Raw genomic sequence first — 15,412 nt, 5'->3', positions numbered from 1 at the left:
GTTCTGACCCGTTACGTGGTTGAGCGTTTTTGACCCGTCCGGCGCGACAGCTCGTCCAGCAGGGCCAGGGCGTCCTCCTCCTCGACGCTCTGCGCGAACCTCGCCAGCACCGGCAGCCGGTCGGTGCTGGCCGCCAGCGCCTCCAGCATGAGCCGCGTGACGTGCTCGTCCCTGGAGTAGGCGGCCGCGTACTTGAAGGCGTTACGGTACGGCGTGCGGACGAGCAGCCCCTTCTTCACCAGCCGTTCGGCGACGGTCTGCACCGTGGTGTAGGCGAGCTCGCGCGCCTCGTTGAGCGTGGCGAGCAGCTCGCGCACCCGCATCGGCTTACCCGCGTCCCACAGCACGTCCATGATCGCGCGCTCCAGGGATCCCAGGTTCGCCAACAGACCAACCCTCCGGCTCGGTGAGTTAGGAAACATTCTTCCCTAAAAGGCCCGCGCGCGACCAGGGCTGATCTCCCTTTCCGCCCAGTTGTGGCGACATATCCTCATGTGACAGGGGTTATACCGGATGAGTATGAGCAGGCGGCCCAATGGCCTGGGCTACCTGATGTTCGCCAGCCGCTGGCTGCAGGTCCCCCTCTACCTGGGGCTCATCGTGGCCCAGGGGGTGTACGTCTGGCAGTTCATGGTCGAGCTCTGGCACCTGATCGAAAGCGCTCTCCATGGTGGCGACACCGACATGGAAGTCACGGTCATGCTGTCGGTGCTGGGCCTCATCGACGTGGTGATGATCTCCAACCTGCTCATCATGGTCATCGTCGGGGGCTATGAGACGTTCGTCTCGCGCATCAACCTCAACGAGCACCCCGACGAGCCGGAGTGGCTGTCCCACGTCAACGCGAACGTCCTCAAGGTCAAGCTGGCCACGGCCATCGTGGGCATCTCGTCTGTGCACCTGCTGCAGACGTTCATCAAGGCCCAGACGATCCCGGACAGCAAGATGATGTGGCAGACGATCATCCACCTGGCCTTCGTCCTGTCGGCCATCGGGCTGGCGCTGATTGATCGCCTGCTGTCCTCGTCTCCGGCCGAGCGGGTGCACAGCTCCTAGTGCCGTCTCGGTCCCTGTGACGGTCCGTGGTGACTGGGGTCCTTTCGGTGGGATCCCCCTTGGGGGGAGGAGGATCCGGTCCGTCGTGGCTGGGGTTCTTTGGGAGGGATCCCCCCTTCGGGGGGGGGGGGGGAGAAAGAAGCCGGTCCGTCGTGGCTGAGGTCCCCTTGGGGATGCCCCTTTCGGGGCAGTGGAAGAAGCCGGTCCGTCGTGGCAGTGGCCGCTAGGAGGGGACACCCCTCCGGGGCCGGGATGTCCGGCGGGCGTTCCTTGACTCCGCGCCGGCCACCATGAGCGTCAGGGTCTGGCCGGGCTCACCGGTCGCGGCCGCCCAGCACCCACGCGCTCGCGTCATCGGCCGATCCGGGCGCGTACATGCCCCGCAGGGCGGCCGTGTACTCCTCGCGGGAGATGCGCCCGTCGCCGTCGGTGTCGATGCGGTCGAAGAAGCCGTTGGACGTCTCGGCGGACTCGCCGACCGCCGCATACAGGCGGGCGAGCTCCGGCCGGGAGATCGAGCCGTTCGCGTCGGCGTCGACGGCGTCGAACACCGCGTCGGCGACGGGCCGCAGACCGTTGTCGTAGTAGTGGGGATCCTCCGCCGCGCCCGCCTGTACGAGGGCGACGTACTCGTCGCAGCTCACCCGGCCGTCCTCGTCGGTGTCGGCGCGGCGGATCTGCTCCCACCACACCCGGTAGGCCGCCCGCAGCTTCGCGTGCGAGGGCGTGTCCGGGTCGGGCGCGAGCGCGGCGCACATCCGATCGCCCAAGCGCTCGAAGTCGGCGGCCTCGAGATATCCGCTGCCGTTGACGTCGATGACGGCGAACGCGGCCCTGAGGTTGGCTTCGGCCAGAGGATTCGACACGGGGTGGCTCCCTTCGTGGAAACTTTACGTAATCATTCCACTACGGAGTGTCTCGTGTGTCGAGATGTGGCCGGGTGTCGATCATGCCGGTCAGGTCAGGGTGAGCGCCCGGCAGCAGGCCCTACAGGGTCGAGTAGCAGGCGCTCTACTTACCAGTTACCGGGTTCTTCGGGAGGTGTTTCTCCGTGACCAGCAGCCTCACCGTGCCGTCCTGCTCGGGCTCGGCGGCCCAGACGTACCAGTGGTCGCCGACCTTGGCCAACTGCTTCGCCGGGTTCATGCCGAAGCCGTTGCCGTCCGGGTTCGGCTCGATGATCCGGAAGACCACCCGCAGCCCTCGCCGGCGCGCCTCGGCCGCGACCTTGCCCACGGTCCGCCCATCGGCGTCGTAGCCTTCGAGCATTTCGCCCTTCCTACCGGCATCCCCGAAGGCCTGGTACTTCTCGCCGGGTTTGGCCGGCCGGCCCAGGTAGAAGACGCCCCGGCCGTTGAACCCCTTGCTCACTGTGACGGTGAGGAAGCAGCCGTCGTGGCCCAGCGCGCAGCCGGCCGGCTCCAGGCCACCACCGAGCCTGTCGGCCATGGTGGTTCCGGCGAATCCGTAGCGCACGATTGCGCCCACCTGGGTCGGTGAGGCGGGGATCGGCTCCAGGCCGATGTGGAGGCCTATCGCCTGGAACGCCTCGGCGTACAGGGCATGGTCGGCGAACGGGTCCTTGATCCTGGCGATGTACTCGTCGCCTCGCAGCTCGATGTCGATGGCGGCGTTCGCGTACGAGCTGGCGGTGCCCGCGTTCCGCTCCAGCAGGACCGGCCCCATGACGACGGCGGTGGCGAGCGCGGCGGTGGCGGCCAGCCCCACGAGCAGGCGGCGGGCGCGGCGCGATCTCGGCGCCCGGCGCCCGACGGTTGCGGCTGCCGTGCCTGGCTTCTCCTCGACGATGGCCGCCAGCAGCGCACGGGCCCCCGCACCGGACGCCTGGCCGGCCAACTGCTCATCGTTGACCCTGGCGAGTTCGCTGATCCTGGCGAGTTCACTGGCCGGTTCGCTCAACTCGTTCATCTGAATGGTGGCGCGGAGACCCGGTCCTTCAGGTCCGGGAGGTAGCGCCACCCCTCCTCTCGAAAACAGTATGGAAAGACTCGGTCACGTTCGGTAATGTGTGCGGTGAGTGAGGCCGCTGTGACAGGAGGTGCACGATGGCGATCCGCCGCTCCGCCACCAAACGGCACGGCCTGCCCACGATCGTGCGGCTGCGCCTCACGCCTACTCCGGGGCAGGCTGAGGCGCTGGCGGCGGCGGTGCTGTTGTGTAATCAGGCGGCCACCGTCGTCTCCCGCCTGGCCTGGCAGCATCGCGTCTTCGCCGTGGTGGAGTTGCACCGGCTGGCCTACTACGAGGTGCGTTCGCAACTGGCCGGGCTGGGCGCGCAAGCGGCCGTGCGGGCGATCGCCCGGGTCGCCGGCGCCTACGCCAACCGGCGCGCCAGCAAGAAACATGCGCACATCTTCCGGCCGCACGGCGCCATCCCGTACGACGCCCGGCTGATGAGCTTCAACCGTGACGCCCGCACGGTGTCGCTGTGGACCCCCACCGGCCGCGTCACCATCCCCTACACCGGCCGCCCAGACGACCTCAAAGCCATCGACACGCTGCCGATGGGGGAGGCTGACCTGGTCTGCCGGCGCGGGGTGTGGCTGCTGCAGGTCGCGGTCACCCTGCCGAAGCCGGTGGTGGGTGAGCCGGTTCACGGCTTTGTGGGGGTGGATCAAGGCGTGGCGAACCTGGCGGTCACCTCCGATGGTGCGGTGCTGCCCGGCCCCGCGCTGCCGGGGCCGGTCGGCGGTAACGGCCACGTCCGCACCCTGTGGGAGCGGCGCCACCGTCAACGCCGCCGGTTGCAGAAGAAGGGGACTTCTGCGGCGCGGCGGGTGCTGCGCCGTCTGTCCGGGCGTGAGCGACGGATGATGACCGACCTCAACCATCAAATGTCGAAGTTTGTGGTGCGTGAAGCCGAACGCACCGGCCGTGGCGTCGCCCTGGAGGATCCCCAGGGTATCCGCGGGCGGGTAAGGGCTCATCGGTTCCAGCGGCGCACCCTGCACGGCTGGGCGTTCGCCCAGCAGATCGCCTTCACCCGCTACAAGGCCGCCCGCGCCGGAGTCGCCTTCGTGCTGGTCGACCCCGCCTACACCTCGCAGGCATGTCCGGACTGCGGGCACGTCAGCAGGGCGAATCGGCCGGCGCGGGGCCGGTTCGTCTGCACCAGGTGTGGCCTCGCTGGGCACGCCGACCACATCGCAGCCCGCAACATCGCCACACGCGGCATAGCGGGCTGGGCTGTTATCAACCAGCCACACGCTACCGGCCTCCCTTCAGCCAGACGGGACCGTGAGAGCAAACCACCGGATTCAGCCGGTGGTAGTTGATCTGGACTCCACGGGGAGACGGTTGACGGAGACGCCCGCGCCGGCCAAAGCCTTGGACAAGCGCTTGCGCGCGCGATGGAGCCGGATGCGTACGGCGTTGCGTGAGCAGTCGAGGACCTTGGCGAGCTGGGCGTGGTCCAGCCCTTCCCAGGCGACCAGCGACAGCAGCTCGCGATCGTCCTCGTGCAGCTCCTTGAACGCCTGCGCGATCGCGCCCAGCTCGACGCTGCCTTCGGGCGAGTGGGAGTAGAGGTCGGCGATGTCGGTGTTGAGCTCCACGCTTCTGGACCACCGCCTGACCTGGCCGCGCCGCTGGTTGGCCAAGACATTCCTGGCGATGCCGTACAGCCAGAGCCTGGCCTCCGCATGGGGCGGCAGGGCGTCGACGTGGCGCCAGGCGATGGCGAACGTCTCGGCGACCGCGTCCGCCGCGTCCTCGGGAGAATCACAGCGACGCAGGGCGTATCCGAGAATCGGCTCGTATGTCTGGGCATACACGGCCTCGAACCGGTGTCTTCGGTCGTCATCCACCGGCGGTTCCCATGGTGGCCTCCTCATGCGGGGGTTACGGACACCCCTTACATGTCTGAGGCCCTACTGGCATTTCACCCTGAGTTGAGCGCGGGTCTACACCACTTCGCGCTTGCGGCGCAGCAGCCAGGCGGCGACGACGCCGCCCACCAGGCCGAACAGGTGGCCCTGCCACGAGATGCCCTGCTGGTTGGGCAGCAGGCCCCACAGGATCGAGTAGTAGGCGATGCCCACGCCGATCCCGATGACGATGTCGAACACGCGCCGGTCGAATATCCCGCGCGCCAGGACGTACCCGAAATATCCGAACACCAGGCCGCTCGCGCCCACCGTGATCGTGTCGGGGCTGGTGAACCAGGTGCCGATACCGCCGATCACGATGATCAGCAGGCTCGCCGCGAAGAACCGGCCGAGCCCGCGCAACGCCGCCAAGAACCCCAGGATCAGCAGCGGCAGCGAGTTGGCCATCAGATGCCCGAAGCCCACATGCAGGAACGGGGCGAAGAAGATGCCCACGAGTCCCGAGGGGTCCCAGCCGACGATGCCGAACTCGCGGTCCAGGCTGCCGTTCGTCGTGTAGTCGACGACCTCGACGGCCCACATCACGGCGAGCATCACGACCATGACGAAGGTCGCGCTCAGGGCGCCGGCGAGGAGGGTGCCCGCGCCACGCTTGGCCGACTCGTACGCGGACCTCGAATAGTCGCTCATGCGCCCCTCCCGCTAGACCTTTCCTTCTTTACCGTACGCAGAAGAAGTTATGCGCGCGCTAAGAAACCCCCTCCCAAAAAGGGGAGGGGGTCGGGAAAAGGACTACTCGCCCTTCCACTGGGGGGCGCGCTTCTCGGCGAAGGCCGCCGCGCCCTCCATCGCGTCCTTCGAGCTGAACACCGGGCTGATGATGCCGCCCTGCTTGGCGAACATCTCCTCCAGCGACCAGTCCTGCGACTCGATGATCACTTTCTTGGTCGCCGCGAGGGCCAGCGGGGCGTTGGCGGCGATCTTGCGAGCCAGCTCCAGCGCCCCCTCCAGCGCCTCGCCCGCCGGGGTGATCCGGTTGACCAGCCCCAGCTCGTACAGGCGCGAGGCCGGGTAGTGAGCGCCGGTCAGGGCGATCTCCATGGCGACGTGGTACGGGATCCGGCGCGGCAGCCGCATGATGCCGCCCGCGCCCGCCACAAGGCCCCGCCTGGGCTCCGGCAGGCCGAAGGTGGACTCCGACGACGCCACGATCACATCGCACGACAGCGCGAGCTCGAAGCCGCCCGCGAGCGCGTAGCCCTCGACCGCCGCCACGATCGGCTTCTTGGGCGGCGACTCGGTCAGGCCGCCAAAGCCGCGGCCCTCGACCACGGGGAAGTCGCCGGACAGGAAGCCCTTGAGGTCCATGCCCGCCGAGAAGTAGCCACCCGCCCCGGTCAGGACGTAGGCGGAAATGTCGGGGCGAGCCTCCAGCGTGTCGACGGCTGCCGCGATGCCACGGGCCACCGCGCCGTTGATGGCGTTGCGCGCGGCGGGCCGGTTGATCGTGATCACGGCGACGCCGTCGGACTCTTCGACGAGCACTTCGTCAGACACGTGACCTCACTTGGGCTGGAAGCGGATGCCGCCGTCGAAGCGGACGACCTCGGCGTTCATGTAGTCGTTCTCGATCAGGGACCTGATCAGGTGCGCGAACTCGCCGGGCCGCCCCATACGCTTCGGGAACACCACCGGCGCCACCAGCTTGGCCTTGAACTCCTCGGAGTTGGGCGAGAAGCCGTAGATCGGGGTGTCGATGATCCCCGGGCAGATGGTGTTCACCCGTACGCCGATGGCCGCCAGGTCACGCGCGGCGGGCACGGTCATGCCCACGATGCCGCCCTTGGAGGCCGAGTAGGCCAGCTGCCCCGTCTGGCCCTCCAGCGCCGCGACGGAGGCGGTGTTGATGACCACGCCCCGCTGCCCGTCGGCGTCCACCGGCTCGGTCTTGGCGATGGCCGCCGCGCCGATGCGCATGAGGTTGAACGTGCCGATCAGGTTGACCTCGATGACCTTGCGGAAGGAGGCGGGGTTGTGCGGGGCGCCCTCACGGTTGACGGTGCGCTCGGCCCAGCCGATGCCCGCGCTGTTGACGACCACGCGCAGCGGCTTGCCGGTGGCGACGGCCGCGTCGACCGCCGTTTGTACCTGCTCGTCGTCCGTCACGTCGGTCCGGGCGAAGACCCCACCGAGCTCGTCGGCGATGCTCTTGCCGCGTTCCTCGTTGAGGTCGGCGATGACCACCGTGGCGCCGTGGGCCGCGAGCTCGCGGGCCGTCGCCTCGCCGAGGCCGCTGGCCCCGCCGGAGATGATTGCTGCAGATCCGTTCACGTCCATAACCCGGACCCTAACCCGCCAACCGAATGAAGTTCTACTCGGGGTGGGTTAAATCTCGCCTACGGCCGTGTCGACATCGGAATATACCTTGATCCGCCGGTCGAGCCCGGTCGTGCGCAGGATGCGGGCCACCGGGGCCTGCGGCCCGGCCAATGACACGCCGCCGCCCTCTCCCGTGGCCAGCCGCCATGCCTCGATGAGCACCGACAGCCCGCTGGAGTCCATGAACGACAGCTGCTGGAGATCGAGCACCAGCCAGGCGCCATCCTGTTTGATGGCGTCTCGCACCTCGTCGCGGAGGAACGGCGCCGTGAACAGGTCCAGCTCACCCTCAACGGCCACCACCACGGCATCGCCAAGGGCATGTCGCGCAAGCCGCAGCTTCATTTGGCCCCTCCTCGATGAGCCACTGTACTTCGACATCCCCGGGTACCGGGCATGCACAAACTCGGATCATCCGTATGTGAGGCCCGAAACAGGAAAATGACCTTCCTGGATCAGCCATGCTCCGCCGGCGCGGGGATGGCGAAGCCGTATGGGAGCTCCAGGCGGTGGCGAGCGAGCAGTTCGGCGTCGGCGAGCAACTCGCGGGTGGGCCCGTCCGCGACGATCACGCCGTCGGAGAGGATCAGCGAGCGTTCGCAGAGCTCCAGCGCGTACGGCAGGTCGTGGGTGACCATGAGCACGGTCACGTCGAGCGAGCGCAGGACCTCGGCCAGCTCCCTGCGGGCGGCCGGGTCGAGGTTGGAGGACGGCTCGTCGAGCACCAGAATCTCCGGCTCCATCGCCAGCACGGTCGCCACGGCCACCCGCCGGCGCTGGCCGAACGACAGGTGGTGCGGCGGCCGGTCGATGACCTCCAGCATGCCGACCCGCTCCAGCGCGCCCTTGACCGCGTGTTCCAGCTCCGCGCCCGACACGCCCGAGTTGGCCGGGCCGAAGGCGACGTCGTCCCTGACCGTGGGCATGAAGAGCTGGTCGTCCGGGTCCTGGAAGACCAGGCCGACGCGCTGCCTGATCTCCTTGAGCGTGTCCTTGCGCACCGGTGTGCCCGCCACGCTCACCGAGCCGTGCCCGGCCGTGAGGATGCCGTTCAGGTGCATGACGAGGGTGGTCTTGCCGGCGCCGTTGGGGCCGAGCAGCGCGACGCGCTCGCCGCGCCGGATCGTGAAGTCCACGCCGAACAGGGCCTGCGTCCCGTCGGGGTAGGCGTAGGCGAGCCGGTTGACTTCGAGGGAGTTGACGGCCGGAGAGTTCACAGTGACAGTCCTTGTACGGCTGACAGGCCTTGTACGGCGGACAGGCCTAGTACGGCCAGGGCGACGCCTGGCAGAGCGAGGGCCGTGGCCCATTGCCCAACGGATCCCGAAATTTCGTCCATCATCGGCATCCGTCCGGAATAGCCGCGGCTGAGCATCGCGAGGTGTACCCGCTCACCCCGTTCGTACGAGCGGATGAACAGGGCACCCGCCGAGCGCGCGATCACCGGGATGTGCCGGAAATTTCGGGCTTCGAAGCCACGAGACTCCCGCGCGACCCGCATCCGCCGCATCTCATCCATGATCACGTCCATGTAGCGGAGCATGAACATGGCGATCTGCACCAGCAGGCTGGGCAGCCGGAGCCGCTGGGCACCGATGAGGATGACCCGCGGCTCGGTGGTGGCCGCGAGCAGGATCGAGGCGACCACCCCCAGCGTCGCCTTGGCCAGGATGTTCCACCCGGCCCAGAGCCCGGCCACGCTCAGCGAGACGCCCAGCACGCTCGTCCGCTCCCCCAGCCCGATCACCGGGATGAGGAAGGCGAACAGCACGAAGGGCAGCTCGACCACCATCCGCCGCAGCACGTACGTCAGCGGCACCCTGGCGGCCAGCGCGACGCCCGCGAGCAGGACCGCGTAGAGCCCGAAGGCCCAGAACCGCTCCCTCGGCGTCGCCACCACCACGATCGCGAAGGCGGCGACGGCCAGCAGCTTGCACTGCGGCGGGAGCCGGTGCACGACCGAGTCCCCTGCCAGGTAGAGCTGATGATGGTGCCCCGCGCCCACCCGACACTCACCGTCTCTCGTTCACTCGCCTCAGACCCGGGCCCTCTCCCGGCCACGGGCGGCATAGGCGACGCCCCCGGCGATGAGCAGCACGAGCCCGACTCCGATGATCCCGGCGACACCCACAGGGATGCCGCCCACATCACCGTAGTCGGCCAGCGCCCACGAGCCGAACACGTGGTGGGTGGCCTGGTCGAGGAATCCATGGTTCTCGGCGACCGCCTCCAGACCGTCGGGATTGGAGGAGGCGAAGAAGGACACGATCCCGGCCAACACCAGCGTCAGGCCGAGGCCACCGAGCAGGAACGCCCGCAACGGGCCGCGGGCGGCGGGCACCGGCTCCTCGGCGGCGCCCACCGTGACCGTCGTTCCCGCGGTCGTCCCCACAGTCGCCCCTGCGGTCGCGTCCTCAGCGCCCCTCAGTACGAGGGGCGTGCTCAGCCCGCGCGCGCCGTACACCAGGTCCGGCCGGACGGCCAGCACCGCGCCGACGGTCAGGGCCGTGATGACGCCTTCGCCGATGCCGATCAGCACGTGCACGCCGCCCATCGCGGCCGCCACCGCGGAGACCTCGATCGGCGCGGTGCCGCCGACCCAGAACAGCGCCGAGAACACCAGGGCCGCAGACGGCACGGAGACCAGCGCGGCGAGGAAGGCGGCCACCGTCACGCCGCCCCTGCCCTTGGCGAGCCGCGCGACCAGCCGGAAGACGCCCCATCCGACCAGTACGGTGACGATGCCCATGATCGTGATGTTGATGCCCAGCGCCGTGAGGCCGCCGTCGGCGAAGAACACGCACTGCACCAGCAGGACCACGGCCATACAGAGCACGCCCGTATAGGGCCCCACGAGGATCGCGGCCAGCGCCCCGCCCAGCAGATGCCCGCTGGTGCCCGCGGCGACGGGGAAGTTGAGCATCTGGACGGCGAAGATGAACGCGGCCACCAGCCCGGCCATGGGCGCGGTCCGGTCGTCGAGCTCGCGGCGCGCGCCGCGCAGGCAGACCGCCAGCCCGGCGGCGGCGACCGCGCCGGCGGACACGGATACGGCCGCGTCGAAGAAGCCATCGGGTACGTGCACGGCAAAGCCCTTCGTCAAGCGGTGTTGCAATACGCCTACTTTAGGACATCGTCTTGCACCTGCACATAGATGGCAATTAGCGGAGAATTCTACGGAAGGCCGTACGGGTGGTCATCTTGAGCACGACCGTGCTCAGCCGCCCCTTGCCCGACGTCGCGTACGGCCGCACGCTCCGCAGCATGGCACCGCCGCGCAACCTGCCCCACAGCCGGCGCGGCGCGGCGACGGTCTGGGCGTCGGTCTCGATCCGGAACCTCGCGGGCGGCCCGCCCAGCTCGACCTCCAGATAGGCGTCCCAGATGCCCGGCGCGAACTTGCCCATCGCGGGCCGGGCCGCGAACCCGCCGCCCGGCAGCGCGACCACCCGCTCGGCCCGTTCGTTGCCCGTACGCCGCTCGCGCCAGACCAGCCGGGTGATCGCCGAGGCCGCCGGGATCACGCCCACGACCGTGACCTCGCCGTCGATGAGCAGCCGCCGCCCGAGCGTCCAGCGCGTCCGGTGGATCCTGGCCCGGCCCGGCACGGTCATCAGGTGCCCGCCGACGTCGATGCTGAGGTTGCCGTTGTCCTTGGTGAAGTACGGCAGCGCCACCACGGCGCCGATGAGCCGGGGCGCCGGGCGGGTGACGCAGCCGTCGCGGTCGGCGCCGAGCCGTCCGTACCGGACCACGCCCTCCATCTCGACGGCCACCCGCAGGTCCCAGATGCCGGAGTCGAGCGCGGCCACGTCGACGCTGGCGACGAACGCGGCGCCCTCGCGCTCGGCGGGCACGATCAGCTCCTGCCCGCGCACGTTGCGGGCGCGCAGCACGAGCGCGACCCCGTCGTGCTCCGGCATGCCGTCGAGCCCGGCCACCCCGGTCACGACCAGCCGGTTGGCCTCCCAGCGCAGGCCGGTCAGCCGGCGGCGTACGGCGGCGCCCTCGATCTGGGCCAGCCGCACCAGGCGGTGGATGTCGCCGAGCGCGGCGATGCGCTGCTGGTCGGTCCGGCTGAGCTTGGCGTAGACGCCGGGCGTCAGCCACCTGTCGCAGAGCGCGGCCACCTCCTGCGCGATCTCCTTGCGCTGCACCTCGTCCGACTTCAGGAACGGCACGCCGAGCTGCTCGAACACGTCGAGCCTGAAGTGCCGGCGGAGCAGGTGGTCGCGCAGCGGCCCCGGCGGGACGTGCTCGGTCATGAGCTGGATCGGCCCGCGGATCATGCCGAGCCAGCCGCGTGGGTCCCGGCTGCCCGGCTGCTGCATGATGCTGCTGCCGTCGGACCTGGAGACCAGGTGGTAGCAGTCGTAGTCGGCCACCACGGAGATCACCTTGGCGTGGCAGTAGGCGTGCACGGTGAAGTGGATGTCCTCGCCGACCAGCATGCCCTCGCCGAATTTGATGCCGTGACTGATCAGCATCTCCCGGCGGAACAGCTTGAAGCAGCTCAGGCTGTTGTAGACGGCGCTGTCACCGAGCTCGGCCCGCTCGGCGCCGCGGTGGAACATCGACATCGGAGCGCGCCTGCCGTGCCCGACGACCTTGCCGAGCACGATGTCGGAGCCGTTGCGGTCGGCCATGGCGACCATGCGTTCGAGCGCCTCGGGGCCCAGGTAGTCGTCGGCGTCGCAGAAGAAGACGTAGCGGCCGGTGGCGTGCTCGATGCCGATGTTGCGCGGCCGCCCGGCGCCGCCCGAGGCGGCGATGCTGACGACCTTGACGTTGCCCTTGTGGTAGGTGGCGTAGAGGTCGAGCAACTCGTCGCTGCCGTCGGTCGATCCGTCGTCGACGACGATGATCTCTTTCCTGATCCGCTGCACCAGCGCGGCGGTGAGGCACCGGTCCAGGTATTCACGGCAGTTGTGGGCCGGGATGATGACGCTGACGTCCACCGCGTCCTCGTCGCCGTTCGATGTCGCCATAGCCACAACCGCGCCCCTCAGCCGCCATCACTTACCGCAGTCACGTCGTTTCAGTATGTGATGACGACCGGGCATCGCGTGGCCGATCTCGCCTCTTCATCCGCGCCTTTTCCCCAGACAGAAGATTCGCCGCACTCATCGCATAAGCGCAGGTGAACCCGCCAATCCGCACAATCCGGCGGGACCGAACGGGATTCAGGGACGCTGTTTTCCCACCTGGGTGGAGAGAACCTCCTCCGGGGGAAGGATGCCCTACCCCCACGCGAGGTCAGGTGATCCACGGGACGGGATGACGCGTCTACAGTGAGGCAACCTTGACCGGGGAGGTGGCGAGAGTGGGATCCGATCTTCGCGGGCCCAGGGTGACCGGCTCGGCCGTACACGATGCGGAGTTCATCGTCTCCTCAGCGCGACTGGGAGAGCTCCATGAATGCTCCGCCTTGCTCCGCCGTACGCGGATCAGGGCGGAAGAGATCGTGGACGAGGCACGAGCACTGCTCGCCGAGGCCGAGGCACAGGGCGACCATGAGCGGATCGTCATCCGTGGCGCCCAGCTCGACGAGGCGCGCCAGGCGTACTGCAAGGTGCTGAACGCGTACGTGACGATCTGCCGCCGGATCAACGAGGAGCGGCAGGAGATCATGCAGGAGCTCACGGGGTTGTCAGGCGCCACCTGACGCGTTACTGTCAGGCCATGCCTGACTGGATGGACAACCTGCGCTGCTCGTTCTGTCACAAGAGCAGCGCCGACGTAGCCAAGCTCATCGCCGGACCCGGCGTGCACATCTGCAACGAATGTGTGGGTCTGTGCGCCGACATCCTCAAGGAAGTGGGGCTCGACCCCTCCCCCGAGCCCCGCCTGCCCATGTGGGAGACCATGAGCGAGGACCAGATCCTCGATCACCTCCCCAAGATCGCCGCCGTGCAGGTCCAGGTCGACGACAATCTGCACGACTGGGTACGACACCTCCGCACCAGGAACGTCAGCTGGGAGCGCATCGGCGCCTCGCTCGGCATGACGCGGCAGTCCGCCTGGGAACGGTTCAGAGAATGATCGTCCAGGGAATGATCGTCCAGGGAATGATCGGTAAACCCTTGTGACTTGTGGGGCGTCCTTGATGCCAGGGAGGCCCACCATGCAAGTCCTCGATGGCCTCGCGGCGCCCGATCTGGCCGAGCTCCACCTGGAGCTGATCCTCATCGCGGCGTTGCATGAGGAGGCCGAAAGCCTGTCCACCCGTTGAACGGGCTCCAGCTCCCCGATCGCACCGGGGAGCTGGAGCAGGGGATCAGTATCTCATCGACCCGCTCGACCTGATCCGGGGAACGGGTCTCAGCAGGTCACCGAAGTGAGTCGCGGACCCCACCAGGGAACCGGCATCAGTGGGTCGCGGACCCGCCGCCCCCGCCGGGGAGCTGGCCGCGGATGGCGCCGTCCGGATACTTCGCGTTGTGCACGTTGACGTAGTACCGATCCGGCGACTTGACGATCGCGTGCAGCTCGTTCTGGGTCAGGACGAGCGCGGCATTCGAACCGCTCTGTTGCTTGGCCGCCTTGATACAGCCCTTCGCGGGACCCTTGGTCGGGGCCTTCAGGGTGACGGTGATCGGGCCTGCCACGCCTCTCTTGCCCCGGTGGATGTGGGCGGCCGTGGCGGGCAGGATGCGGTCGGCGGCGATGGTGTAGCAGAGCGTCTCGCCCTTCACCTGGTAGGTGAAGGCGCCATGCCCGTCCGGGTCACCTGGACCCGGCACCTCCTGCCGGCCGGTCATGACAACGCGTTGCCCGCGGTCGGCGACGCCGGCGGGGCTCGCGGCGGCGGCCTGGCTCGCGGTGCCGATCGGGCTCGCCGTGGCGGGGCCCGGGAGGGCGGCGAGGCCAGTGACGAGGGCCGCGGTGGTGAGGGTGGCGACTGCCATGGGTCTGCTCATGGGATGTGGTCCTCTCCCATCACACTTCAGGACACCCTGCCGCACTCATGTGTCGGTGTTTCGAGGCGGCGGATCATGGGCGAAGCGGCTTGACGGTAAGCACCTGTACCTGCCGGAGACAGCGCCGGTAATATCCGCATTTATGCTGCGCTGTGCCGTATTGGATGATTACCAGGATATCGCACTCGGCCTCGCCGACTGGTCCCCGGTGCGGGCGACGAGCTTTCGCGAGCACTTCGCCACGCAGGACGACCTGGTGCGGGCCGTACACGACCACGAGATCCTGGTGATCATGCGGGAGCGCACGCCGTTCCCCGCCGAGCTCTTCGCCCGGCTCCCGAACCTGCGCCTGCTCATCACGACGGGCATGCGCAACGCCTCGATCGACCTCGACGCCGCCCGCGCCCACGGCGTCACGGTCTGCGGGACGGCCGGCAGCTCGGCGCCGCCCACCGAGCTGACCTGGGCCCTCATCCTGGGCCTGGCCCGCCACCTGATCCCCGAGGCCACGGCGCTGCGGACGGGCGGCCCCTGGCAGCACACGATCGGCCTGGACCTGCGCGGCAGCATCCTCGGCCTGCTCGGCCTCGGCAAGATCGGCTCCCAGATGGCCGCCATCGGCCGCGCCTTCGGCATGGACGTGGTCGCCTGGAGCCGCAACCTCACCGCCGACCGGGCGGACGAGCTGGGCGTACGGTACGCGGCCACGAAAGAGGCGCTGCTGACCGAGTCGGACATCGTGTCGATCCACCTCGTCCTCGGCGACCGGACCCGCGGGCTGATCGGCGCTCCGGAGCTGGCGCTGATGCGTCGCACGGCCTATCTGGTCAACACCTCGCGGGCGGCCATCGTGGACCAGGCCGCCCTGATCGAGGCGCTGACCGAGGGCCGCATCGCCGGCGCCGGGCTGGACGTCTTCGACCAGGAACCGCTTCCGGATGACCACCCGTTGCGCACGCTGCCGAACGTCCTGGCCACCCCGCACCTCGGCTACGTCACCCAGGGCAACTACCGCACGTACTTCCAGGAGGCCGTGGCCGACATCGAGGCATTCCTCGCGGGCGCGCCGGTCCGACTGCTCACGTAACCCCGGCCCTCGCGGGGGCTCTGGTCCGGCTGCTCACGCAACCCCGGCCCTCGCGGGGGCTCTGGTCCGGCTGCTCACGCAACCCCGGTCCTCGCGGGCACCTCGGTCCGGTTGCTCGCGGG

The 15,412-nt window shown here is 69.0% G+C and carries 17 protein-coding genes and 1 pseudogene; 5 read left to right on the top strand and 13 right to left on the bottom strand.

The window, feature by feature from the left end; genetic code table 11:
• Positions 1-11: 11 nt before the first annotated feature.
• Positions 12-386: a BlaI/MecI/CopY family transcriptional regulator gene (locus tag ACIBO2_RS49975; RefSeq protein WP_397304639.1), complete on the bottom strand. Its 375-nt coding sequence runs from the start codon at positions 384-386 to the stop codon at positions 12-14.
• Positions 387-519: 133 nt separating this feature from the next.
• On the opposite strand from ACIBO2_RS49975, the gene ACIBO2_RS49970 reads away from it, so the two are divergent.
• Positions 520-1,056: a TIGR00645 family protein gene (locus ACIBO2_RS49970; RefSeq protein WP_358554649.1), complete on the top strand. Its 537-nt coding sequence runs from the start codon at positions 520-522 to the stop codon at positions 1,054-1,056.
• A 314-nt stretch (positions 1,057-1,370) separates the two neighbouring features.
• On the opposite strand, the gene ACIBO2_RS49965 is transcribed toward ACIBO2_RS49970, so the two are convergent.
• Both ACIBO2_RS49965 and ACIBO2_RS49960 read right to left on the bottom strand, forming a co-directional pair.
• Positions 1,371-1,922, bottom strand: a complete 552-nt coding sequence (locus tag ACIBO2_RS49965; RefSeq protein ID WP_358554646.1) for an EF-hand domain-containing protein — start codon at positions 1,920-1,922, stop codon at positions 1,371-1,373.
• Positions 1,923-2,067: 145 nt separating this feature from the next.
• Complete coding sequence (locus ACIBO2_RS49960; protein WP_364008354.1) at positions 2,068-2,985, bottom strand: hypothetical protein; 918 nt, start codon at positions 2,983-2,985, stop codon at positions 2,068-2,070.
• 137 nt (positions 2,986-3,122) lie between these two features.
• On the opposite strand from ACIBO2_RS49960, the gene ACIBO2_RS49955 reads away from it, so the two are divergent.
• Positions 3,123-4,352: an RNA-guided endonuclease InsQ/TnpB family protein gene (locus tag ACIBO2_RS49955; protein WP_397304638.1), complete on the top strand. Its 1,230-nt coding sequence runs from the start codon at positions 3,123-3,125 to the stop codon at positions 4,350-4,352.
• Here ACIBO2_RS49955 and ACIBO2_RS49950 read toward each other — a convergent pair.
• From ACIBO2_RS49950 to ACIBO2_RS49910, 9 genes are all read right to left on the bottom strand, one after another.
• Positions 4,335-4,883: an RNA polymerase sigma factor gene (locus ACIBO2_RS49950; protein ID WP_397304637.1), complete on the bottom strand. Its 549-nt coding sequence runs from the start codon at positions 4,881-4,883 to the stop codon at positions 4,335-4,337. The two genes, ACIBO2_RS49955 and ACIBO2_RS49950, sit on opposite strands and share 18 nt — an antisense overlap.
• A gap of 96 nt (positions 4,884-4,979) precedes the next feature.
• Positions 4,980-5,594 (bottom strand): rhomboid family intramembrane serine protease, encoded by a 615-nt coding sequence (locus tag ACIBO2_RS49945; RefSeq protein WP_358554634.1) that lies wholly within the window; start codon positions 5,592-5,594, stop codon positions 4,980-4,982.
• A 102-nt stretch (positions 5,595-5,696) separates the two neighbouring features.
• Positions 5,697-6,461, bottom strand: coding sequence for a crotonase/enoyl-CoA hydratase family protein (locus tag ACIBO2_RS49940; RefSeq protein ID WP_358554631.1), 765 nt, complete (start codon positions 6,459-6,461; stop codon positions 5,697-5,699).
• A 6-nt stretch (positions 6,462-6,467) separates the two neighbouring features.
• A complete protein-coding gene (locus ACIBO2_RS49935) occupies positions 6,468-7,241 on the bottom strand; it encodes an SDR family NAD(P)-dependent oxidoreductase (protein WP_358554628.1) in 774 nt (257 codons plus the stop codon).
• 48 nt (positions 7,242-7,289) lie between these two features.
• On the bottom strand, positions 7,290-7,628 hold the full coding sequence (locus ACIBO2_RS49930) for an STAS domain-containing protein (protein WP_225294105.1): 339 nt from the start codon (positions 7,626-7,628) through the stop codon (positions 7,290-7,292).
• Between the two features lie 110 nt (positions 7,629-7,738).
• Positions 7,739-8,500: an ABC transporter ATP-binding protein gene (locus tag ACIBO2_RS49925; RefSeq protein WP_358554625.1), complete on the bottom strand. Its 762-nt coding sequence runs from the start codon at positions 8,498-8,500 to the stop codon at positions 7,739-7,741.
• Positions 8,497-9,288: a cobalt ECF transporter T component CbiQ gene (gene cbiQ / locus ACIBO2_RS49920; RefSeq protein ID WP_358554622.1), complete on the bottom strand. Its 792-nt coding sequence runs from the start codon at positions 9,286-9,288 to the stop codon at positions 8,497-8,499. The genes ACIBO2_RS49925 and cbiQ overlap by 4 nt, the downstream gene beginning before the upstream one ends.
• Positions 9,289-9,318: 30 nt before the next feature.
• The gene (locus ACIBO2_RS49915; protein WP_397304636.1) at positions 9,319-10,368 is read right to left on the bottom strand and encodes an energy-coupling factor ABC transporter permease; all 1,050 of its coding nucleotides are present in this window, start codon (positions 10,366-10,368) and stop codon (positions 9,319-9,321) included.
• Positions 10,369-10,444: 76 nt separating this feature from the next.
• Positions 10,445-12,271, bottom strand: a complete 1,827-nt coding sequence (locus tag ACIBO2_RS49910) for a glycosyltransferase family 2 protein (RefSeq protein WP_358554616.1) — start codon at positions 12,269-12,271, stop codon at positions 10,445-10,447.
• A 335-nt stretch (positions 12,272-12,606) separates the two neighbouring features.
• Here ACIBO2_RS49910 and ACIBO2_RS49905 point away from each other — a divergent pair, with 335 nt between their 5' ends.
• Both ACIBO2_RS49905 and ACIBO2_RS49900 read left to right on the top strand, forming a co-directional pair.
• Positions 12,607-12,948: a hypothetical protein gene (locus ACIBO2_RS49905; RefSeq protein ID WP_397304635.1), complete on the top strand. Its 342-nt coding sequence runs from the start codon at positions 12,607-12,609 to the stop codon at positions 12,946-12,948.
• Between the two features lie 17 nt (positions 12,949-12,965).
• Positions 12,966-13,092, top strand: a pseudogene (locus ACIBO2_RS49900) (ClpX C4-type zinc finger protein); the annotation flags it as partial.
• A 559-nt stretch (positions 13,093-13,651) separates the two neighbouring features.
• On the opposite strand, the gene ACIBO2_RS49895 reads toward ACIBO2_RS49900, so the two are convergent.
• Positions 13,652-14,203, bottom strand: coding sequence for a CHRD domain-containing protein (locus tag ACIBO2_RS49895; protein WP_397304634.1), 552 nt, complete (start codon positions 14,201-14,203; stop codon positions 13,652-13,654).
• Between the two features lie 160 nt (positions 14,204-14,363).
• Here ACIBO2_RS49895 and ACIBO2_RS49890 point away from each other — a divergent pair, with 160 nt between their 5' ends.
• Positions 14,364-15,290: a D-2-hydroxyacid dehydrogenase family protein gene (locus tag ACIBO2_RS49890; protein ID WP_397304633.1), complete on the top strand. Its 927-nt coding sequence runs from the start codon at positions 14,364-14,366 to the stop codon at positions 15,288-15,290.
• Positions 15,291-15,412: the final 122 nt, after the last annotated feature.

Origin of the sequence: Nonomuraea sp. NPDC050022 (assembly GCF_044460705.1) — a bacterium.
Taxonomy (GTDB): domain Bacteria; phylum Actinomycetota; class Actinomycetes; order Streptosporangiales; family Streptosporangiaceae; genus Nonomuraea.
The sequence above is the reverse complement of the archived record's forward strand: the minus strand, read 5'-3'. Positions and strand labels throughout refer to the sequence as shown.

Bases quoted from the DNA above. Each gene is read 5' to 3' on its own strand.
- ACIBO2_RS49930 (WP_225294105.1), bottom strand. From the start codon at position 7,628: ATGAAGCTGCGGCTTGCGCGACATGCCCTTGGCGATGCCGTGGTGGTG.
- ACIBO2_RS49970 (WP_358554649.1), top strand. From the start codon at position 520: ATGAGCAGGCGGCCCAATGGCCTGGGCTACCTGATGTTCGCCAGCCGC.
- ACIBO2_RS49910 (WP_358554616.1), bottom strand. From the start codon at position 12,271: ATGGCGACATCGAACGGCGACGAGGACGCGGTGGACGTCAGCGTCATC.
- ACIBO2_RS49945 (WP_358554634.1), bottom strand. From the start codon at position 5,594: ATGAGCGACTATTCGAGGTCCGCGTACGAGTCGGCCAAGCGTGGCGCG.
- ACIBO2_RS49960 (WP_364008354.1), bottom strand. From the start codon at position 2,985: ATGAACGAGTTGAGCGAACCGGCCAGTGAACTCGCCAGGATCAGCGAA.
- ACIBO2_RS49935 (WP_358554628.1), bottom strand. From the start codon at position 7,241: ATGGACGTGAACGGATCTGCAGCAATCATCTCCGGCGGGGCCAGCGGC.
- ACIBO2_RS49895 (WP_397304634.1), bottom strand. From the start codon at position 14,203: ATGAGCAGACCCATGGCAGTCGCCACCCTCACCACCGCGGCCCTCGTC.
- ACIBO2_RS49955 (WP_397304638.1), top strand. From the start codon at position 3,123: ATGGCGATCCGCCGCTCCGCCACCAAACGGCACGGCCTGCCCACGATC.